At 66.0% G+C, this 18,422-nt stretch carries 18 protein-coding genes and 2 pseudogenes; 5 read left to right on the top strand and 15 right to left on the bottom strand.

Going from position 1 to position 18,422, the window contains the following annotated elements; all coding sequences use genetic code 11:
* Nucleotides 1-528: 528 nt before the first annotated feature.
* From ON21_RS39970 to ON21_RS10640, 6 genes and pseudogenes are all read right to left on the bottom strand, one after another.
* A pseudogene (locus ON21_RS39970) lies at nucleotides 529-871 on the bottom strand (AMP-binding protein); the annotation flags it as partial.
* A gap of 543 nt (nucleotides 872-1,414) precedes the next feature.
* The gene (locus ON21_RS38330; RefSeq protein ID WP_157170787.1) at nucleotides 1,415-1,576 is read right to left on the bottom strand and encodes a hypothetical protein; all 162 of its coding nucleotides are present in this window, start codon (nucleotides 1,574-1,576) and stop codon (nucleotides 1,415-1,417) included.
* 15 nt (nucleotides 1,577-1,591) lie between these two features.
* The gene (locus tag ON21_RS10655) at nucleotides 1,592-2,419 is read right to left on the bottom strand and encodes an anthrax toxin lethal factor-related metalloendopeptidase (protein ID WP_157170786.1); all 828 of its coding nucleotides are present in this window, start codon (nucleotides 2,417-2,419) and stop codon (nucleotides 1,592-1,594) included.
* An 81-nt stretch (nucleotides 2,420-2,500) separates the two neighbouring features.
* Nucleotides 2,501-2,725 (bottom strand): hypothetical protein, encoded by a 225-nt coding sequence (locus ON21_RS10650; RefSeq protein WP_051020663.1) that lies wholly within the window; start codon nucleotides 2,723-2,725, stop codon nucleotides 2,501-2,503.
* 174 nt (nucleotides 2,726-2,899) lie between these two features.
* Nucleotides 2,900-3,811 (bottom strand): alpha/beta fold hydrolase, encoded by a 912-nt coding sequence (locus ON21_RS10645; RefSeq protein WP_039797565.1) that lies wholly within the window; start codon nucleotides 3,809-3,811, stop codon nucleotides 2,900-2,902.
* A 46-nt stretch (nucleotides 3,812-3,857) separates the two neighbouring features.
* Nucleotides 3,858-4,472 carry a TetR/AcrR family transcriptional regulator gene (locus ON21_RS10640; protein WP_083880537.1) on the bottom strand — a complete coding sequence of 205 codons (615 nt, stop codon included), beginning with the start codon at nucleotides 4,470-4,472 and terminating at the stop codon, nucleotides 3,858-3,860.
* A gap of 170 nt (nucleotides 4,473-4,642) precedes the next feature.
* On the opposite strand from ON21_RS10640, the gene ON21_RS10635 reads away from it, so the two are divergent.
* On the top strand, nucleotides 4,643-7,954 hold the full coding sequence (locus ON21_RS10635; RefSeq protein WP_039797564.1) for a protein kinase domain-containing protein: 3,312 nt from the start codon (nucleotides 4,643-4,645) through the stop codon (nucleotides 7,952-7,954).
* Between the two features lie 16 nt (nucleotides 7,955-7,970).
* Here ON21_RS10635 and ON21_RS39600 read toward each other — a convergent pair whose 3' ends face one another.
* Nucleotides 7,971-8,225, bottom strand: a complete 255-nt coding sequence (locus ON21_RS39600; RefSeq protein ID WP_218004060.1) for a hypothetical protein — start codon at nucleotides 8,223-8,225, stop codon at nucleotides 7,971-7,973.
* A gap of 24 nt (nucleotides 8,226-8,249) precedes the next feature.
* On the opposite strand from ON21_RS39600, the gene ON21_RS39595 reads away from it, so the two are divergent.
* The gene (locus ON21_RS39595; RefSeq protein WP_218004059.1) at nucleotides 8,250-8,480 is read left to right on the top strand and encodes a hypothetical protein; all 231 of its coding nucleotides are present in this window, start codon (nucleotides 8,250-8,252) and stop codon (nucleotides 8,478-8,480) included.
* Between the two features lie 143 nt (nucleotides 8,481-8,623).
* Here ON21_RS39595 and ON21_RS10625 read toward each other — a convergent pair whose 3' ends face one another.
* Genes ON21_RS10625 through ON21_RS10605 form a run of 5 tightly spaced genes read right to left on the bottom strand, consistent with a single transcriptional unit; the run spans nucleotide 8,624 to nucleotide 13,448 of the window.
* Entirely contained in the window at nucleotides 8,624-9,757 is a 1,134-nt protein-coding gene (locus ON21_RS10625; protein WP_039797563.1) for an alpha/beta hydrolase, read from the bottom strand.
* A 31-nt stretch (nucleotides 9,758-9,788) separates the two neighbouring features.
* The gene (locus ON21_RS10620) at nucleotides 9,789-10,814 is read right to left on the bottom strand and encodes a zinc-dependent alcohol dehydrogenase family protein (protein ID WP_039797562.1); all 1,026 of its coding nucleotides are present in this window, start codon (nucleotides 10,812-10,814) and stop codon (nucleotides 9,789-9,791) included.
* A gap of 33 nt (nucleotides 10,815-10,847) precedes the next feature.
* On the bottom strand, nucleotides 10,848-11,615 hold the full coding sequence (locus ON21_RS10615) for an SDR family oxidoreductase (RefSeq protein WP_039797561.1): 768 nt from the start codon (nucleotides 11,613-11,615) through the stop codon (nucleotides 10,848-10,850).
* A gap of 24 nt (nucleotides 11,616-11,639) precedes the next feature.
* Nucleotides 11,640-12,152 (bottom strand): cyclophilin-like fold protein, encoded by a 513-nt coding sequence (locus tag ON21_RS10610; protein ID WP_039797560.1) that lies wholly within the window; start codon nucleotides 12,150-12,152, stop codon nucleotides 11,640-11,642.
* A gap of 39 nt (nucleotides 12,153-12,191) precedes the next feature.
* Nucleotides 12,192-13,448 (bottom strand): MFS transporter, encoded by a 1,257-nt coding sequence (locus ON21_RS10605; RefSeq protein WP_051020660.1) that lies wholly within the window; start codon nucleotides 13,446-13,448, stop codon nucleotides 12,192-12,194.
* 166 nt (nucleotides 13,449-13,614) lie between these two features.
* Between ON21_RS10605 and ON21_RS10600 the strand changes: the two genes are divergently transcribed.
* The 3 genes and pseudogenes from ON21_RS10600 to ON21_RS37880 all read left to right on the top strand — a co-directional run.
* Nucleotides 13,615-14,532 (top strand): helix-turn-helix transcriptional regulator, encoded by a 918-nt coding sequence (locus tag ON21_RS10600; protein ID WP_039797559.1) that lies wholly within the window; start codon nucleotides 13,615-13,617, stop codon nucleotides 14,530-14,532.
* Nucleotides 14,533-14,674: 142 nt separating this feature from the next.
* Complete coding sequence (locus ON21_RS10595) at nucleotides 14,675-15,037, top strand: MerR family transcriptional regulator (RefSeq protein WP_039797557.1); 363 nt, start codon at nucleotides 14,675-14,677, stop codon at nucleotides 15,035-15,037.
* Between the two features lie 110 nt (nucleotides 15,038-15,147).
* Nucleotides 15,148-15,837, top strand: a pseudogene (locus tag ON21_RS37880) (ISL3 family transposase); the annotation flags it as partial.
* A 130-nt stretch (nucleotides 15,838-15,967) separates the two neighbouring features.
* Here the strand turns inward: ON21_RS37880 and ON21_RS10585 are convergent.
* The 3 genes from ON21_RS10585 to ON21_RS10575 are packed head-to-tail and all read right to left on the bottom strand — an operon-like array spanning nucleotide 15,968 to nucleotide 18,377.
* Nucleotides 15,968-16,576 carry a TetR/AcrR family transcriptional regulator gene (locus tag ON21_RS10585; protein WP_039797555.1) on the bottom strand — a complete coding sequence of 203 codons (609 nt, stop codon included), beginning with the start codon at nucleotides 16,574-16,576 and terminating at the stop codon, nucleotides 15,968-15,970.
* A gap of 22 nt (nucleotides 16,577-16,598) precedes the next feature.
* Nucleotides 16,599-17,294, bottom strand: coding sequence for a class I SAM-dependent methyltransferase (locus ON21_RS10580; RefSeq protein ID WP_051020656.1), 696 nt, complete (start codon nucleotides 17,292-17,294; stop codon nucleotides 16,599-16,601).
* Nucleotides 17,295-17,309: 15 nt separating this feature from the next.
* Complete coding sequence (locus ON21_RS10575; RefSeq protein ID WP_083880535.1) at nucleotides 17,310-18,377, bottom strand: amidohydrolase family protein; 1,068 nt, start codon at nucleotides 18,375-18,377, stop codon at nucleotides 17,310-17,312.
* Nucleotides 18,378-18,422 lie beyond the last annotated feature (45 nt).

Below are 18,422 nucleotides of genomic sequence, written 5' to 3'. Positions count from 1 at the left end.
GCACCCATACCCACAGTGGACAGGTTCCCCGTCTTCACAGTGGACACAACCAGCAGAACAAAACACGACTGGCGGCCTGCCTCCAGAGCATCCGCCCAAGAGTGATCCGGCAGCCAAGCGATCGAGGATTGGCGTGAAGATCGACCGCATCAGATACGATACGAGTTGGGTTCAATCGGCGCTGAAGCAGTGCATTTACTTGGAAACGGTCAAGTCGGTCGACGCTGACGCAAAGTTTGTGATCGAGTTCGCGATTCGATGGGCTCCGTTCGGTGGTGCTAGTGCCGGAGATCTGTTGGTCGCCTTCGGCGCCACTCGGTTGCGATTCTTGCAACTAGTCCGGGAGGCCCTTGACCCTCGCCCAGACGACGACCCGCACGCGCGAGCCCTCAAACGTGATTTGGTGGGCTCGCTATCCTGGGCATGGCTCGTCTGTACCGATTCCGCAGCTCCGTACACCATTGGCTGGCTGTCGCTATGAATGCTTGTCGTTTCGCATGTCGCCAGACCAATGGAACCCGTCGGAGCTAGGGTGAGGTAGCCGTCGGGACTGATCTTGCCGACGTCCCCGGTGCGCAACCAGCCCTCGTCGAACTTCTCCGGATCGATGACTGTGCCGTCGGGCGAATATAGTAAGAGCCGGTGATCCACGGCCCGCGTACCTGCAACTTCCCCAGCGATTCGCCGTCGTTGGGAACCACGCCGTCGTCACCGACCAGACGCGCCTGCACCCCGGCGGGGAAACGGCCCTGGGTGACCCGGTGGGCTCACTTCTGCTCGTCGGTGACCGCGGTCGCAGGCGGGTGCGCCACACTGCCCAGCGGGAGGTTTCGGTCATGCCCCACGCGTGCAGCACCCGCACGCCGTGCTCGATCGCGACGAGCCTGCCGAGCTGGATGGCCTTGCTGGGCGCGATGGCGGCAAATCGCTCGTATTGTCTGGGCTATCCGCTGAGGGACGGCTGGGGCGAAATAGCGCCTCTACGATCGAGAGGCGCGTGGCCCTACAGTATGGCGGCCATGTTGGGGTGCCGTTAAGGACGTGTCAGGAGCGGCGAACGAGGCTGATTGACCAGGTCAGGTTGTTGAAGGACCGTGTCGTTGCCGTCGGCAGGTATCAGCATGGACCGCAACCTTATCGGCGCCCATGTTCACTGACACCTACGAACCGGACACCGGACCCCGGACGTCGGCCCGGCCGGGGTGCCGTTGGGGGTCGGGGAGTATCGGGGAGTAATCGGGAGGTGAGGAGGTCGCCCGTCGAGTTGCCGCAAATAAATTAGTGTGCCGCTATGTGCGGCAAGAGCTAAACCGAGCCGTCGCGTTAGGGCGTGCATGGCGATGTGAAGGCCGGGACCGTTGCCGTGCGTGCCTGAGATGTTCGAAACGGAACCGGGTCTTGCCGGAAATCGAGATTAGGCATTGTTGTTCTCCCCTTGCCTGCGTAGCCAGGAGTCCCATGCCTCGTAGTCGGGATGGTCTGGACCGATCGTGACGAGAGCGTCACCGATTATTTCGTTGGTTTCGGCGCGCATCGGCACCGTCAGGGTTCCGTCGGAGTTGCGTGTTGCCTTCATGTGAATCGTCCCCTTTTAGAGCGGGTGCGGCTCGAGGCGGTGTTGGAGGTTCGAGAAGTAGCTGTCGAGTAGAGTCCCCTGAGCCTGTCTATTTTTTCTGCTTATGTCGAGTGCCTCGGCGATGGCGTTAGCTCGGTAATCGGGTGGCATCTGGCGGTTAAGTGCCCAGGCGGCAAGCCCCTCAGCGAAGGTTTCTTCCCGGCCGGCGTTACCCGGCTGAGCAAAGTAAGGCTCCCTTGTATCCATCTTGTCGTACAGTTTCCTGAACTCTACCGACTCGGACGCGTTGCCGATGGCCCTGTCGAAGGCATGACCAGTCTCATGCACAGCCAGGGAAACACAATCGTGTTTGCCCCTGCCGCCGAGGACCACTCGGCGCGTTGACTTATTGTACAGTCCTGGTACGCCGTCCCAGGTCTTTTTGCGGGGCCATCCGCGTGGTGTTACTCCGCGAAGTTCGGGCAGGACGTCGGTGACCGGGCCGTCGATAATATCGATGCCGCCTTCGGGGTGGCTGGCGAAGTATTCGAGGAGTTTGTTATGGAAGCTGTCCGGGAGACGTTCCAAGTCACGTAGATGCCGTTCCGTAGCGCGCCCATACCCGATAATTCTGAGCCGGTCGCCGTATATGGCGGCTAGGCGGGTGCCAGTGCTGTTTCCGAAGCCGCGACCAGCCTGGCTGGTGCGTTCTTCCGCTGTCATCGACGCGGCTTCACTTCCAAGCACCTGCCTCTCACCCGCCAGGTCGGCGTTTTCCGCCTCCCGCGCAGCCGTCTTTGCCCCCTCACCGATCTCACGCGTGAGCCTCGCACGGTGTTCGGCCGCCTCGCCCGTCCGAAGCATCTTCGGGACTATCCGCTGACGAAATAGATCGGCAATGGCCCTGCTGAACCGCACCCCGTCCCCTACCCGTTCATGGCGGTGTCACCGCAGGCCGCGTGGCGTTGCCGCGTCGGAGGGAGCGGCAGACGGATGTCGCACTTCGGCGATGTCGGTGATGGTGTACTCGCCGGTGGCGTGCATACGCCGCAGCTGCTCGGTGCGCTGCTTGGCTGAGAGCTTGGGCGCCCGGCCACGAAGGCAGCCTTTGGCGCGGGCCACGGCCATGCCCTCGCGGGTGCGCATCCGCAGCGGGTCGACGTCGAACATTGCCGCCCCTGACACGACCCTTAACGGCACCCCATGTTGGTGAGTATGTGGCTGATCTTGCGTTCCGAGTGCAAACTCTATTTGTGTGGGCGGGCGCTGGCGTCGATAATTTTTCACCGGCACCATCCGCCGCAGAATGTAAACTTTGCCCCGCAACTCGAGTCCAATGTGCGATCAGCGGGCCAGCTGTGTGAGGAGGAAGTTGCAAGCTGCGCTGGACGCCTGGTCGAACCGTTCGCCGTACACTGCAAAATGGCCGCCGGGCAGCAGTTCGAGCTGTTTCGGTTCCAACGCATCGGCATAGCTGGTCAGCGCGATGTCCGTCGGTGTCAGCGTGTCGTCGTTGGCGACTATCATCAGCAGTGGCGTCGGTGAAACTCGCCTCAGGAACGCTTCCGGGGCGTATGACTGGAGCTTGTCCACACTGGAGAGGGTGACTTCGTTCCGCCAGGTAGGAATCCGCGGCCCGTTCGCCATCAGCCACTCATAGACCTCGTCGCCCGGCATCGCGACCAAATCGGCGGGATCATCAGAGGCCGACTTGATCATCTGGTGCGGCTTGCCGGCAGCCCGGGCGAGGCGGTCGGCCGCAATGGCGTCATGCACAGCGGGCATGGCGATCGGAGATACCAGCCGAGTGAACGTAGCCCACCCGTGGGTCAGCGGCACCTGGGAGACCACAGCACGAACACGCCGGTCGATGGCCGCGACAACCAACGCGTGCGCGCCGGCGAAGCTGGTGCCCCACACCGCAATACGATCCGGATCGACACCATCCAAGGTCTGCGCAAAGGTGATCGCATCACGATAGCCGTCGATCTGCGCCGTCGGGTCCACCTCGTATCGCGGCTCACCGTCGGAGGCCCCGAACCCGCGGTGGTCATATACAAGGCACGCGAGGCCAGCCTTGCTGAAGACCTCGGCGAACGGCGCCACCCACTCTTTGACCCCGGCAAAGCCGTGTGTCATTACCACCAGTGGCACCCCGGCCACTGCTGCCTGCGGCTTATACAACCACCCGCGCAAGGTCACGCCCCCACTGGTGAATTCCACATCAACGCGCATGACGCCTCCAATCAATTCCATTACGTCATGTAATGGAATTAAAAATAGACGAGCCGAGGATGTGGTGTCAACCACAATCGGCTATACGCGGGTAGCCGACGGCATCCAGCGCAGAGCGGACGGTCAGCTGCACCAACTCTTCGTCGATTGGCCCCAACGTCGGAATCAGCGCACGCATCAGCATCGGTCCGGTGATCAAGTCACAGATCCATTCGGGGTCGGTTCCCGGGACGATCTCACCCCGTTCCACCGCGCGATCCAGGATCGCCGCGGTTGAGACCCGTCGGGGATTCAGGAATTGCTCATGGAAACGACGAGCAAGATCCGGGCTCCGGGACAGGTCCTCCAGCAAGCCCGGCACCGCCATGCGCACGAGGGGGTCGTTGAACAATCCCATCTGGTGGCGCTGGATGGCCAGCATCTCGGATTCGAGTCCGCCTAGATCCTCTGCGCCCGGATCCAGTCCATACCTGTCGATCAGCAGTGCCATGACGAGGGCAGCTCGGTCCGAAAAGCGACGGTACAAGGCCGGACGGCTCGTTGCCGCCACGTCGGCTACCGCTTGCAAGGTGAGTGCGCCGTAGCCGCGCTCAACGACCAACTGTTCCGCAGCGGCCAGTAACGCGGCGTCCAGTCCGCGATCCCGCGGACGGCCCGCCCGACTCTGCATCCTGTCGTACATGCGTTCACCGTACCCAGATGGTTCGCAGTGCTAACATACAGGCGTCAGGGGCTATGCGCCCCGCCCGGCTACGATAGCGCCATCGTCGAACCGCAACTCGGGCATCAAGCGCACAGCGACGAACCGATCCGCGCGATATCCTTGTATAGGCCACCAAACAGGACCGGCGTATGGGCAAGATCGACCCGTTGAAAACTCAGCGCGCCGTGACCCCCGAGATCACGGCGGAGCTGGCAGCAGCCGGATTCACCGACGCACACGACATCGGGCGCGGCGGATTCGGCGTGGTGTATAAGTGCACGGAAAAGGCCCTTGACCGGACCGTCGCGGTCAAAGTTCTAACCGCCGACATCGACGAGGGGAACCAGAAGCGGTTCGTCCGGGAGCAACGGGCGATGGGCCGACTGACCGGACATCCGAACATCGTGGGCGTATTGCAGGTCGGCACCACCACGACCTCCGGTCACCCTTATCTGGTGATGCCCTACTATCCGCAGGATTCCCTCGACACCCGGATCCGTCGTCACGGTCCGCTGTCAGCGCAGGAAACACTGCGGCTGGGAGTGAAGCTGGCCGGGGCACTCGAAACCGCGCACCGGCTCGGCATCCTGCACCGGGACGTCAAACCCGGCAACATCCTGATCACCGACTACGGTGAGCCCGCACTGACCGATTTCGGCATCGCACGAATCCCCGACGGGTTCCGTACCGCCACTGGCACGGTCACGGGTTCGCCGGCGTTCACCGCGCCGGAGATGCTGAAGGGTGAGGCACCCACACCCGCAGCCGATGTCTACGGACTCGGCGCCACGCTGTTCGCCGCGCTCACCGGGCATGCAGCGTTCGAGCGACGCAGCGGCGAGCAAGTGGTCGCCCAGTTCGTGCGGATAGCCACCCAGTCGAGGCCGAATCTTCGCGAGCACGGCGTCGACGAAGACCTTTCGCTGGTGATCGAACATGCCATGGCTCACGCCCCCGAGCAGCGGCCACCTATAGCGACGTTGGGCGAGCAACTGCAGCAGCTGCAGGCCCGACACGGATGGCCTGTCGATCAGATGGCGATCATGACCGAATCAGGGGCCGAGCAGCACAAGAGCGCCCCGGTTTCGTTGATCCCGCTGACTACAGGCCCCTCGCCGGTGTGGGGCTCCTCGCAGTTCGGTTCGGGAATCACAGGAAGAGGGTCCCTTCCTCTCGAACTGACGAGCTTCATCGGCCGCCGCACGGAACTGACCGAGGTCAAGAGCCTGCTGGCGAGCTGCCGACTGGTGACGCTAACTGGGGTCGGCGGGGTAGGCAAGACCCGACTGGCGGCGCGCGCCGCGACCCGTGCACAACGAGACTTCCAGGATGGGGTGTGGCTTGTCGAACTCGGAGAGCTGCACGACGGTGGCCTACTGCCCGGAGTAATCGCCGCCGCTGTGGGGATGCGCCCGCGAGAACAGCCGGTGCTCGATGCGCTGATCGACTACTTGGGGCGGCGGCAACTGCTACTGGTTCTCGACAATTGCGAACAAATCGTGGACGCGGCAGCGAAGGTCGCCGGGAGCTTGCTCCGGACCTGTCCGAACCTGCGGATCCTCGCTACCAGCCGCGAACCGCTGGGCGTCGACGGGGAAGCAGTGCTGCGGGTGCGGCCACTCAAAGTTCCCGATCTGGAACGGCAGCCGTCGCTGCGAAGCGCACCTCGCTACGACGCGGTCACGCTGTTCGTCGAACGGGCCGCCGCCGCCGTACCCGGATTCGCGCTCACCGAGAACAACGTCACCACCGTGACCGAAATCTGCTATCACCTCGACGGACTACCGCTGGCGATCGAGCTGGCGGCAGCCCGCCTGCGGGCGCTCACACCCGAACAGATCCTGCAGCGACTCACCGATCGGTATGCGCTGCTGACCCGCGGCAGCCGCAGCGCGCCGAACCGCCAGCAGACCATGCAGTGGTGCATCGACTGGAGCTACTCACTGTGCACGCCCGCTGAACAATCACTTTGGGCACAGCTGTCGGTCTTCGCCGGGAGCTTCGAACTCGACGCCGCCGAACAGGTGTGCCGGAACGACATCGCAGCAGAAGACCTGCTCGACGTAGTCACCGCCTTGGTCGAGAAATCGATCCTGATCCGGGAGGAATCGGGCTCGGCGGTGCGGTTCCGGCTGCTCGAGACGGTACGCGACTACGGCCGCAACAAACTCGAAGAGGTCGACCAGTATACGGAATTGCGGCGACGGCACCGGGACTGGTATCGGCAACTCGCCGAGTCCGCCGACACCGATGGGATTATCCCCCACCATCTGGACTGGATTGCCCGCCTCAACCGCGAGCAACCAAACTTGCGCGAGGCGCTGGACTTCTGCCTGGCCGACACGGAAGCGGAACCCGACGCCGCATTATCGTTCGCTGCCGCCTTGCAACTGTTCTGGTTCTCCCGCGGCCAGGTCGTTGAGGCACGGCATTGGCTCGACCGCGCCCTCGCCGGCGGACCCGCCACTGCCACGACGGTACGCGCTAAGGCTCTGTGGCGTGCCAACATGGTGGCCGCAGCCCAAGCCGATCCCCGCGGGGCATCCGCACTGGTTATGCAGGCGCAAGCGCTCGCTGAAGGGACCGAGCACCCAGTCGTACACGCGTTCGCGGATCTCACCAGAGCCCTTCACGCGGTCAGCACTGGCGACCCTCCGCGCGCACATGCCCCCCTGGAAGCCGCGCTCAAGTCGTTTACTGCGCAGGGCGACGTCTCTGGGCAGGTCTGGGCCCTGCTCGGCCTCGGATGGGTGCATGCGCTTCAGGAGGACTGCGCCACAGCTCTCTCGTACCACGAAAAGGCCCTCGCGATAATCGAATCCTATGGCTATTCCCTACACCGATCATATGCGCTCTGGGCCACTGCATTTGCCGCGTGGCGCCACGGGGATGGCGACCGGGCTCTGCGGCTTCTCCGGCAGTGGCTACACCTGAGCAGGCAGCAGAAAGACCCGCTCATGGCCGCTATAGCCCTGGAAACGCTGGCGTGGATTGTGGAATCGCAGGGCAACGCGCGACGTGCCACCGTGTTACTCGGGGCCGCCATGGCATTGTCTCAGTCGACGGGCACCTCCACAGTTCCGTTTCCCAACCTGGCGATCCACCATGAGCACTGCGAGCGAAGGGCCCGTCGCACGCTGGGTCTGCGAGCTTTCGAGGCCGCCTACCGCGAAGGCGCATCGCGCGATCTCGATGCCGCGACCGACTACGCCTTGGGAGAGCAGCCACAGGCCGTAACAACCCCCGGTCCAAATCCCCCGACGGCGCTGACCACAAGAGAGCGGGAGGTAGCCGACCTCATCGCTGACGGCCTCACCAACCGGGCCATCGCCGCCCGCCTCAGCATCTCCCAGCGCACCGCTCAAGGACACGTCGAACACATACTGACCAAACTCGGATTCACCTCACGTGCCCAGATCGCTGCCTGGGTCGCCGAGCAGAGCCGAGCCACACAAAGGTGAAGCATCGTTCCGAACTTCACTCGCGGTCCATATCGGCGCGGCACTGCTCGGGCACCTCGACCTCGATACCTTCCGCGGCTACGTCACCGTGTTCGACGAAGACGTGGTGCGGCACTATCAAGCTCACCTCGCCGCCCGGCGGCGCCTGCGCCCGGCCGAGGAATACACCGCGGTTACCGAGGACGAGTGGAGTGAGTTCGAGGAGCACTTCGACCAGCGCAAGGTCGAGCTCGGCGGGTGCGCGCGCCCGTACGGGGCGCCGTGCCAGCATGAGCACGCTTGTATCCGGTGCCCGATGCTGACGATCAACCCGAAAATGCTTGCGCGCCTTGATGATATCAAGGCCGATCTGATCGCGCGGCGCGCCCGAGCCGCGCGTGAGGGCTGGGCCGGGGAGATCGAAGGCATCGACCTGACCCTGACCTACCTGCGGCAGAAGCGTGAACAGACCAGGAGCCTGGCCCGGTTGTCGACCCCGAGCACGACGATGATCACTCTGGACCCGAGGATGCCTCCGCCCCGGTAGTGAAAGTGCAGCGCGCCGGGTCCGGGCTCCCCGGCAGGGGTGTGGTCCCACCTACACGACGTTCTTGCAGGTGCCGGACGCGCGGTTGGCCCGGCATGCGCACTGCTTGCAAGCCGGGCCGCAGTCGACGACGTACTACCTGGCTACGCGAGGTTCTCGATGTAGAAGCTGGTCAGCTTGTCGAACGGGATCAGTTCGGTGCGGTCGTAGAGGTCGACATGTCCGGCGCCGGGCACGATGACCAGTTCCTTGCGGTACCCGGCGAGGCGGAAGGCCTCTTCGCTGAATTCGCGGGAGTGGGCGTTCTCGCCGGTGATGAACAGCATCGGGCGCGGGGAGATGGTCTCGATGTCGTTGAACGGGTAGAAGTTCATGAACTTGGTGTTGCTGGAAAGCGTGGGGTGGGTGGTGGTGTCGGCGGTGGCGCCTTCGGGGGTGACCGCGCCGCGTTGGGTGCGGTAGAAGTCGTAGAACTCGCGCTCGACCGGGGTCGAGTTCGCGGTCAGTTCGTGCACGGTGCCGCCGGTGTATTCGACCGGCCCGCCACGGAATTCGATGTCGCGTTGGGCGGCGGCTTGGGCGATGATCTGCTGGCGCTGGTCGGCGGTGACGGAGTGGCCCAGTCCGTTGCGGTTGGCCGCGCCCATGTCGTACATGCTGACGGTGGCGACGGCTTTGATGCGGGGGTCGATCTTGGCGGCGGAGATGACGAAGCTGCCGCTGCCGCAGATGCCGAGGGCGCCGATGCGTTCGGGGTCGACGGTGTCGAGGGTGCGGAGGTAGTCGACTCCGGCGGAGAAGGTTTCGGTGTAGATGTCGGGAGCGACGGCGTTGCGAGGGTTGCCGTCGCTGCCGCCCCAGAAGGTGGTGTCCAGGGCGAGGGTGACGAAGCCCTGCTCGGCCATCTTGGTGGCGTAGAGGTTGGCCGATTGTTCCTTGACCGCGCCCATGGGGTGTCCGACGACCATGGCAGCGGCGCGGGTGTCGGGGGCGAGGTTCTTCGGGACGAACAGGTTGCCGGTGACGTCCATCTGGTACTGGTTCTTGAACGTCACAGGGGTCGTGGTGACCTGGTCGCTGGTGTAGAAGTTGTCCGCACCATTGGAGAGGTCGCCGGAGGCCAGGCCCGCGATCGGGGTGACCGGCGCGGCGGATGTGGTGGTGTCGGCGCCGGAGCAGGCCGAGGCGGCCAGGACGGCGAGTGTGGCGATACCGGCTCCGGTGATGCGGGCCCAGTGCCGGGGACGTCGGCGCGGTGTGGTGGTCGTGGTGTTCATGGGGTGCTCCTGGTGCGGGTGTTCGGAGAGGTCAGAGGGTGAGCAGGGTTTTGATGGCGCGGCGTTCGTCCATCGCCTTGTAGCCTTCGGCGGCCTGGTCCAGGGGCAGGGCGAGGTCGAAGACCTTGCCGGGGTCGATGCTGCGGTTCCAGATACGGTCGATGAGCCCGGGCAGGAACCGGCACACCGGCGCCGGGCCGCCGAGGAGGTGGACCTCGGCGAAGAACAGCTGGTCGGCGGGCAGGGTGACGCCGTCGTGGGCGACACCGACATAACCGACGTGGCCGCCGGGGCGGGTGGAGTTGATGGCCTGCATCATCGATTCCTGGGTGCCGACGGCTTCGATGACGCCGTGTGCACCGAGCCCGCCGGTGAGGTCCTTGATCGCGGCGACGCCCTCGGTGCCGCGGGTTTCGACGATGTCGGTCGCGCCGAACTCCCGGGCCAGTGTTTGGCGGTCGGCGTGGCGCGACATCGCGATGATGCGTTCGGCACCGAGCTGTTTCGCCGCGAGCACCCCCATCAACCCGACGGCGCCGTCACCGACGACGGCGATCGTCTTGCCGGGCCCGGCGGCTGCGGCATCGGCGGCGAACCAGCCGGTGCCGAGCACGTCGGAGGCCGCCAGCAGCGACGGAATCAGGTCGGGTTCGGGCATGGCCGGGGTGGCGACGAGGGTGCCGCCGGCGAAGGGGATGCGGGCCAGTTCGGACTGGGTGCCGATCGCTCCGGCGACGAACGAGCCGTGCACACAGCGGGATTGGAATCCGGCGCGGCAGATCTCGCAGGTGTTGTCGGAGATGCAGAACGAGCCCACAACGAAGTCCCCGACCGCCAGGGTGCGCACGTCGCCACCGACTTCTTCGACGATGCCGGCGTATTCGTGGCCCATGAGGGTGTGGTCGACCGGTTCGATGCCTCGGTAAGGCCACAGGTCCGACCCGCAGATGCAGGTGGCGGTGAGTCGGATGATCGCGTCGGTGGGCTCGATGATCTTGGGGTCTTCGCGGTCGACGACGCGGACGTCGCCGGGGGCGTACATGACTACTCCACGCATGGGGGTTGTGTCCTCTCGGTGGCTTCGGGGGTGTCAGCGGGCGGTGTAGCCGCCGTCGACGGGCAGGGCCACGCCGACGACGTAGGAGGCGCCGGGGCTACACAGCCACAACACGGCATCGGCCATCTCCTCGGCGGTGCCCAGTCGCCCGATCGGTGCGTCGGCGGCCACTTGGGCAGGGTCGAGGTCACCGGAGTCGAACATCTTGGTGACCATCAGCGTTTCGATGGTGCCGGGGCAGATGGCGTTGATCCGGATCCCGCGCGGCGCGTATTCCAGTGCGGCCGAACGGGTCAGGCCGATGACGCCGTGTTTCGCGCCGTGGTAGGCCGCGCGTCCGGGCAGCCCGACCAGCCCACCGAGGGACGAGCAGTTCACGATCGCACCGGAACCCTGTTCGCGCATCTGGGCGAGTTCGTGTTTCATGCATGCCCAGACGCCGCGCAGGTTGATGCCGGTGACCCGGTCGAACACCTCGCCTGGTTCGTCGGCGGCATCGACGGTCGGGGACTGGATACCGGCGTTGTTGTAGGCGAGGTCCAGACGCCCGAACTCGGTGACGGTCGCGGCGACGGCGGCGGCGACTTGGTCTTCGTCGGAGACATCGCAGTGCACGGTGAGAACCTGGTGTCCGGCCGCGCGCAGCTCGGCACCGGCGGTGGCGAGGGTATCGTCGTTGACATCGGTGAGAGTCACCGCGGCGCCGGCCCGAGCGAAGGCGCGGGCGGTGGCCAGGCCCATGCCGGAGGCGGCGCCGGTGACGAAGGCGACCTGTCCGGTGAAGTCATAGGTGGGGTTCACGACGGGTGTCCTTTCGTTGTCGGGTCAGGCGGCGGTGATGGTGAGGGTGGCTCCGGCGGATTCGGCGGTGATCGCGTCCAGGCCGGTTTCGATTTCGCCGATCATCACGATCCCCGGAGAGGGGACGCGGAAGCCGTCTTCGAGGTAGTAGACGGCCAGGTCGTGACTGGGCGCCCAATAGCCGAGCTGGCCGGCGCGATAGCCGGATTGGCCCTGACCCGCGGCGAGTTCACGAGGCAGGGTTCCTGCCTTCTCTCGGCCGCCGAGGTCATGGACGTCGAGGGTCAGCGGCAGCAGCGACGCGAAGTCGCGGGCGGTTGCGTTGTCGTAGACGCGGGCGGTGACCTCGCCAGCACCGGTGCTCAACCGGATCTGCATGTAGGTGTCCTCCTGGCCGGCTATCGCCACCGACGGCGTGGCGCCGGCGGGTGAATTCGCGGTGGCGGGTGTGGGCGATGGGGATGGGTTCGAGCAGGCAGTGCTCACGACCGCGACCACGAGCAGGCTCGCGACGGCCAGAGTGGTTCGCAGGCGCATAAGACAAGAGCTCCCGTCGGTGAGGAGGCGGTACATGGTTCAGCTCACTCCGGCCAGGACACGGGCGGTGTGCGCTCCGGGTCGCGTCGGAGTGTCGTCGGCAGCCGACCGGGGGCGGATCACGGCGAGCACGCCGATCGGGACCAGAGCGGTCGCGGTGATCGCTGCGCCCAGCACCGCGGGGCCGGTGACACCGAGCGGTGTGGTCAGAGCCGTCGCGGCCAGGGCCGAGCCGGCGGCGGTGCCGAGGTTGAACGCTGCGGTCGCCAGCGAGGACGCCAGCCTCGATCCGTTCCCAGCGAAGCGCATGGTCTGCGCAATCAACACCGGGTTCGCGCCCAGCCCTGAGGCTCCCAGCACCACGACCACGGCAACGACGACCATCGACTGGCTCGCGGTCGCGGCGAGCACGAGCAGCAAGATCGAGGTAGCGGTGATCGCGGTGGCGATGGTGCCCAGCGGCCACCGGTCCCCGACCCGGCCTCCGGCCGCGGTGCCGGCCAGCGCGCCGATGCCGAATCCGACCAGCACCAGCGCCACCAGCGAGGCGGGGATGCCGGCGCGGTCGGTCAGCAACGGGCTGATGAAGCTGTAGGCGCCCAGAAACCCAGCTTGGGCCAGGGTGATCGCGGCCAAGACCGCCCACACCTGCCACGGGCGTACCGCGGCGACCTCAGCACGCACCGACACCGGCGCGCCACTGACACGAGCCGCGGTGGGGGTGAAGCGCAGTACCGCCGCGAAGGCCGGCATAGCGAGCAGCGCGAGCATCCAGAAGGGGCCACGCCAGCCGGTGAATTGCCCCGCGAAGGTACCCAGCGGCACCCCCGCCACAACGGCCAAACTCAACCCGCCCGACATCACCGCCAGCGCCCGCGCACTGGCCCCCGGCCCGGCGACCGCCGCGGCCACGACCGCGCCGGTGGCCCAGAACGTGCCGGTCGCCAGCGCGGTCACCACACGCGAGACCATGACGACGGTGAACGAGTCGCTGAGCGCGGCCACCGCGTGCCCGGCCGCGAACACCGCCAGCGCACCGATCAGCGTCGCGCGGACGGGCAGGCGCAGCGTGGCCAGCGCCATGACCGGCGGCCCGATGATCATCCCCACCGCGAAAGCGGTCACCAGCAGTCCGGCGCGGGCGATGTCGACCCCGAGATCGGCGGCTACATCCGGCAGCAGTCCGGCGATCATGAACTCGGTCGTGCCCATCAGGAAAATCCCGGCAGCCAGCACGTACACCAGCACCGGTAACCGGTGCCGTGCCGCAGGCTGGTCGATGCTCGGCGTGCTCATCTCACCTCGTCGATGTCGAAGAATTTCGGAAGCGGAGCCGTCGAGCTCCGCAACCCATGCAACGCCGCCGACGACGGTCATGGGAGGTGAGGATCAGAGGGGTGCTGACAGCACCCCTCTCACAGAACCTGGCAAACACGCAGGCCAGCCGCCTAGCCTCGACATCATGGAGTCGAGCAACCGCGCCACCGAGATCGGCCAGTTCCTGGCCTCACGCCGCGCCAAGATCACCCCCGACCAGGTCGGGCTCCCGGTCTACGACGCAGGCAAACGCCGCGTCCCCGGCCTGCGCCGCCAAGAAGTCGCCACCCTGGCCGGGCTCTCGGTCGACTACTACATCCAGATCGAACGCGGCAAGGTCAACACCGTCTCCGAATCGGTCCTCGAGGCCATCGCCCGCGCACTCGAACTCGACGACGCCGAACGCTCACACCTGTTCGACCTACACCGCAATGCCCTGACCAGCCCACAACGCCGCCCCCGCCGTACCAGCAAATCGCTCCGACCCGGCGTACGGCAACTCCTCGACACCTACAGCGGGCCCGCGTTCATCCGCAGCGCACGCCATGACCTCGTCGTGGCCAACCGGCTCGGCTACGCCTTCTACAGCCCCCTCTACCCCGACCCGCTGGCGCCGGACGTCGCCAAACCGGTGAACTTCGTACGGTTCTGCTTTCTCGACCCCCGCGCCCGCGACTTCTATCCCGACTGGGACCTCATGGCCGACGGCGCGGTCAACCTGCTGCGCACCGACGCCGGACGCGACCCCTACGACCGCGGAATTTCCGACCTCGTCGGCGAACTATCCACTCGCAGCGAGGAATTCCGGATCCGGTGGGCAAAACACAACGTGCGCCTGCACTACACCGGCACCAAGACCTTCCACCACCCCGTCGTCGGCGACATCACCATCGGCTACGAAACCATGCCCCTACCCGCCGACCCCGGCCTGGTCATCAACTTCTACACCGTGGAACCAGCGACTCCCTCCGCCGACGCGATGACTCTGCTCGGCACCTGGGCCGCGACCAACATCCACTCACCTGCGGCCGCTGACCCCTCCGCCGTAGCGTCCCGCGAGTAGCAATCCAGGCAGCCGACGAAAACTCATCTGGATTGCTGTCTGATCGCCAGACAAGTCGGATGATCGTTTCTCGTTGACGGAATCGTGGGTCAATTTTCACGAGATCGGCGAGTTTGCTTGAAAAGGTGCAGGGAAGCAGACGATCGGCGAAGTAGCCGCAAAACTCGGCGTCGAAGCTCACGTGCTGCGGCACTGGGAACATGTTGGGGCACTCACCGTGGACCGCGATGGAAACGGCCACCGCACCTACAACGACAGCGCTATCGAGCAGGCACGCACGGTGTTGAAACTCCGGCGCGTTGGGCTCTCGCTGCCCGAGGTGATCGCCGCCATGGCGCCGAAGAAGTCAACAGCACAGACGATCGTGAAGGCGAAGATCGCGGCCCTCGAAGATGAGATCGTCCAAAGGCAACAGGCGATCACTTTTCTGCAGCACACCGCCGAGTGTCGCCATCGATATCTCGAGGACTATCCGGACTGTGCGAGCTTCGTCCGCGAATCCTGAGACGCCATCCGCTGGAAGCTCGATCGAGTCCGACGTCGCGCCACGCTGCCGTCATCAACGTCCCGCCCGCAACAGCTAGCCCTGACGAGCGCTTTCGGCACCGACGGGCCGTTGGCGATGAGGGTTCGCGGATCGTGGGCGCGGGCCAGGACAGCGCCGGGCCCGGCGGTGTACTCGCGTTGCGGCGCGGCGTCAGCGAAGATCCACAGCTACCACCACCGGACAGTTGCGGATCTGCCGATCGACGGCCGTCCGGTGGTCGGGCGGGAGCGGGTTCGGCGGCTGGCCTGTCCGACACCGCTGTGCCGCCGAACTTTTCGGGAACAGGTGCCTGGCCTGCTCGAACGCTACCAGCGCCGCACTCCCCGGCTGACCGGTCAGCTGCGGGCGCTCGTGAGAGAACTCACCGGCCGGGCCGCGGTCGGTGTCCTGGCTGCGTTGCCGGTTCGGATGTCTCGTCATACCGCGGCGTGAGTGCTGCTGCGAAATTCCGATCCCGCACCGGCCGATTCCACCGGTCGTCAGCGTGGACGACTTCGCGCTGCGGCGCCGGAACCGCTACGGCACTGCGGTTATCGACGCGGTCACCCACGAGCGGATCGCTGTCCTGGCCGACCGCAAGTCCGACACACTCGAAGCGTGGCTGCGTGACAACCCCGGCGTAGAGGTCGTCGGCGATGGATCAGCCACCTACGCCGAAGCGATCCGGCGCGCACGGCCCGACGCGTTGCAGGGTCAGTGACCGCTGGCACCTCTGGCACGGCCTGGCCCGATCGGTAAGGCAGGTCGTCGCCGCGCATGGCCGATGGCCGGTCCGAAACCGCAAACCCTCACCCGGAGATCAGACACGCCCATCAGACATCAAGTGCCACCCTTGATCGGGAGTTTGGAGCCGTTGGCTGGACCGACCAGCCGCGGTTCACTCGGGTCTCATTGTCGGTTGGGTGCGAGTCCGAGGATGGGCAGGATGGCGTGGTCGATGATGTGGGTCAGTTCGTGGTCGGTGGGTGGCGTGCCGAATTGCAGGTGGTGGAGGGTGGTGACGCCGACGGCGACCTGGACCGGCAGGAGAGTGACGGCAGTTGGGGAGATTTCGCGGCGGGTGGCGGCGCGGCGGAGGGATTCGAGCATGATCTGCTGGCGGGGTTCGATGATCTGGTCGAAGACTGCGGCAGCGACGCCGGGGTGGCGGTGCGCTTCGGCGAGCAGTCCGTTGATGGCCAATCCTGCGGGGGTTGCGGCGAGGGCGGCGATGGCGCGGAGCATGTGCAGGAAGTCGTCGCGGACGTTGTCGGCGAACGGCGGGTTTTCGATGGGTGGCAGTGCTTGGTGGATGGTGTCGATGACGAGTTGTTCCTTGGTCGGCCAGTGGCGGTAGACCGAGGATCTGCTGGTGTGTGCGCGGGTGGCGACGCGTTCAATGGTCAGGCCGCTGTAGCCGTTGTCGACCAGTTCGGCAATCACAGCGTCGAAGATCGCTGCCCGCACAGCGGTGGCCCGGCGGCGGCGTGGTGGGGTGTCCGGCGCGTCGGGTGTCACCGCTGTTGTCCTCCTGTGGTGGTCAGCTCACCGTGTCGTGTGCACATCGTGCCTGGAAGAACGCCACCGACCCGCACCTGGCCACCCGGTAGTCGGTGAATCGGTGGGCCAGCTGACGCTCCAGGTCCTCAAGCGTATCCCCGGTGTTGGCGAACATGCCTTTGCGGTTGAACCAGGCCAGTAGCAGCCGGGCGACGGGGCTGTGTGGTTCGCGGCGACCGAGTACCGTGCTGCCGAAGATCCGGCCTCCGGGTGCGCAGACGGCGGCGGCATGGTCGAACACGACTGCTTTGTCGCGTATGCAGCCGGGCAGGCAGTGCAGCAGGAAACTCAGCCCGATCGAGTCGAATCGGGGTGGATCGATTTCTAAGGGGCGCAAGATGTTTCGCTCGTAGATCTCGGGACGGTGGAGTGCGAGTCGGCGTGCGCTGTAGGTGAGGACTTCGGGGTTGAGATCGGCGAGAGCGAGCCGTTCGGGCGGCCGTCGTCGCAGCGAGTGCTGCAGGAAATATCCCGTGCCAGGGCCCAATTCGAGATGGCGTGCGCCGACGTGCAGGTCGTAGTGATGTTGGGTGCGGGCGCGCGGTGCTCGCCACACGAACCGACTCACCAAGCCGAGGACGACGACGTCGTAGCAGGTAAGGAGTGCTCGGGTGTATGCGCGTGCTCCGCGTTCGACGGCTTCACTGGTGGGTGCGTGGGTGTCGGGATTGGTCATGGTGACCCTTTGCGGTCAGTGGTTGAGCTGAGGGAACAGGTCCAGTGCGTTGCGGCGGTTGATGCCGTGGCGGTGGGTGGCGGTCAGGGCGGGGTCGGTGTCGAGGTCGGAGGCGGCGGTGGTGATGAGGTCGGTGTGGGCGGCGGGCCAGTCGCTGCCGTAGAGGATGTGCGCGGGATCGACTGTCGCCATCAGGGTCGGTGTCGAGGCGGGCGACATCGGGGCGGCGGTGTCGTAGTAGAAGCGATGCAGATAGTCGGTCACCAGTGCGGGATCGACGGGTGGTTGCAGGTAGCTGCCGGCGTCGCCGAACCGGCTGGCGATGTAGGGCAGGAACCCGCCGCCGTGGGGGAGGATGACCGACAGGTTCGGAAAGCGGTCCAGGGTGCGGTGCACGGTCATGGTGACCGCCGCGCGAGTGGTGGCGAGCGGGTAGTCGCACAGGAAGCCGGGCACGCCGGGGACAGCGGGGGTCACTGGTGTGGTACCCGGTAGGTCGGCGGGGTGCAGGTTGATCACCGTGGGGCTGGTGTCGAGCTCAGTGAGCAGCGCATCGAAGGCGGGGTCGCCGAGGTAGCGGCCCGCGGTGTCGTGCGTCATGGCGTTCATCCCGACCGCACCGGCCCGGCGACCGTACCCGGCCGACCACACGGCGATGTCGAGGTCGTCCAGCGGCAGTGGCGCAAAGAACGCGAACCGGCCCGGATATGCGGCGGCGAGATCGGCCATGGCCTGGTACGCGACGGTCAGGCTCTCCCGATGCTGGGCGCGGTTCGCGTAGAACAACACCGGTGTCGCGGCGGTCACCACGGCGGTCTCGATCCCCGCGGAATCCATCGCCGACAGCGCGGCATCGAGATCCCATCGTGTCCACCACGGCAGCGCCTGCGCGATCACCAACCCCCGGGCTTCGGCCCATGTCAGCCACTGCGGCGGCGTGAAGTGGTGATGAATGTCGATGCGCCGACCACCGGGGTCCTGCTCGGCCGGACCGTCGGCGGATGACAGCGCGAGTCCGCAGCTCGCGGTGGTTGCCGCGGCAGCGGCCCCGGCCAGGACACGACGTCTGGACAGTGCTCCCATAGCTCCCTCTCAGTTCTCGTCAGACCATAGTTAAGATACGGTACT

The sequence above is a fragment of the Nocardia araoensis NBRC 100135 genome (assembly GCF_000308435.1).
In the GTDB taxonomy this organism is placed as follows: domain Bacteria; phylum Actinomycetota; class Actinomycetes; order Mycobacteriales; family Mycobacteriaceae; genus Nocardia; species Nocardia araoensis.
The sequence above is the reverse complement of the archived record's forward strand: the minus strand, read 5'-3'. Positions and strand labels throughout refer to the sequence as shown.

Bases quoted from the DNA above. Each gene is read 5' to 3' on its own strand.
- ON21_RS38330 (WP_157170787.1), bottom strand. From the start codon at position 1,576: ATGAAGGCAACACGCAACTCCGACGGAACCCTGACGGTGCCGATGCGC.
- ON21_RS10655 (WP_157170786.1), bottom strand. From the start codon at position 2,419: ATGCTTCGGACGGGCGAGGCGGCCGAACACCGTGCGAGGCTCACGCGT.
- ON21_RS10650 (WP_051020663.1), bottom strand. From the start codon at position 2,725: ATGTTCGACGTCGACCCGCTGCGGATGCGCACCCGCGAGGGCATGGCC.
- ON21_RS10645 (WP_039797565.1), bottom strand. From the start codon at position 3,811: ATGGAATTGATTGGAGGCGTCATGCGCGTTGATGTGGAATTCACCAGT.
- ON21_RS10640 (WP_083880537.1), bottom strand. From the start codon at position 4,472: ATGTACGACAGGATGCAGAGTCGGGCGGGCCGTCCGCGGGATCGCGGA.
- ON21_RS10635 (WP_039797564.1), top strand. From the start codon at position 4,643: ATGGGCAAGATCGACCCGTTGAAAACTCAGCGCGCCGTGACCCCCGAG.
- ON21_RS39600 (WP_218004060.1), bottom strand. From the start codon at position 8,225: ATGCTGGCACGGCGCCCCGTACGGGCGCGCGCACCCGCCGAGCTCGAC.
- ON21_RS39595 (WP_218004059.1), top strand. From the start codon at position 8,250: ATGCTGACGATCAACCCGAAAATGCTTGCGCGCCTTGATGATATCAAG.
- ON21_RS10625 (WP_039797563.1), bottom strand. From the start codon at position 9,757: ATGAACACCACGACCACCACACCGCGCCGACGTCCCCGGCACTGGGCC.
- ON21_RS10620 (WP_039797562.1), bottom strand. From the start codon at position 10,814: ATGCGTGGAGTAGTCATGTACGCCCCCGGCGACGTCCGCGTCGTCGAC.
- ON21_RS10610 (WP_039797560.1), bottom strand. From the start codon at position 12,152: ATGCGCCTGCGAACCACTCTGGCCGTCGCGAGCCTGCTCGTGGTCGCG.
- ON21_RS10605 (WP_051020660.1), bottom strand. From the start codon at position 13,448: ATGAGCACGCCGAGCATCGACCAGCCTGCGGCACGGCACCGGTTACCG.
- ON21_RS10600 (WP_039797559.1), top strand. From the start codon at position 13,615: ATGGAGTCGAGCAACCGCGCCACCGAGATCGGCCAGTTCCTGGCCTCA.
- ON21_RS10580 (WP_051020656.1), bottom strand. From the start codon at position 17,294: ATGACCAATCCCGACACCCACGCACCCACCAGTGAAGCCGTCGAACGC.
- ON21_RS10575 (WP_083880535.1), bottom strand. From the start codon at position 18,377: ATGGGAGCACTGTCCAGACGTCGTGTCCTGGCCGGGGCCGCTGCCGCG.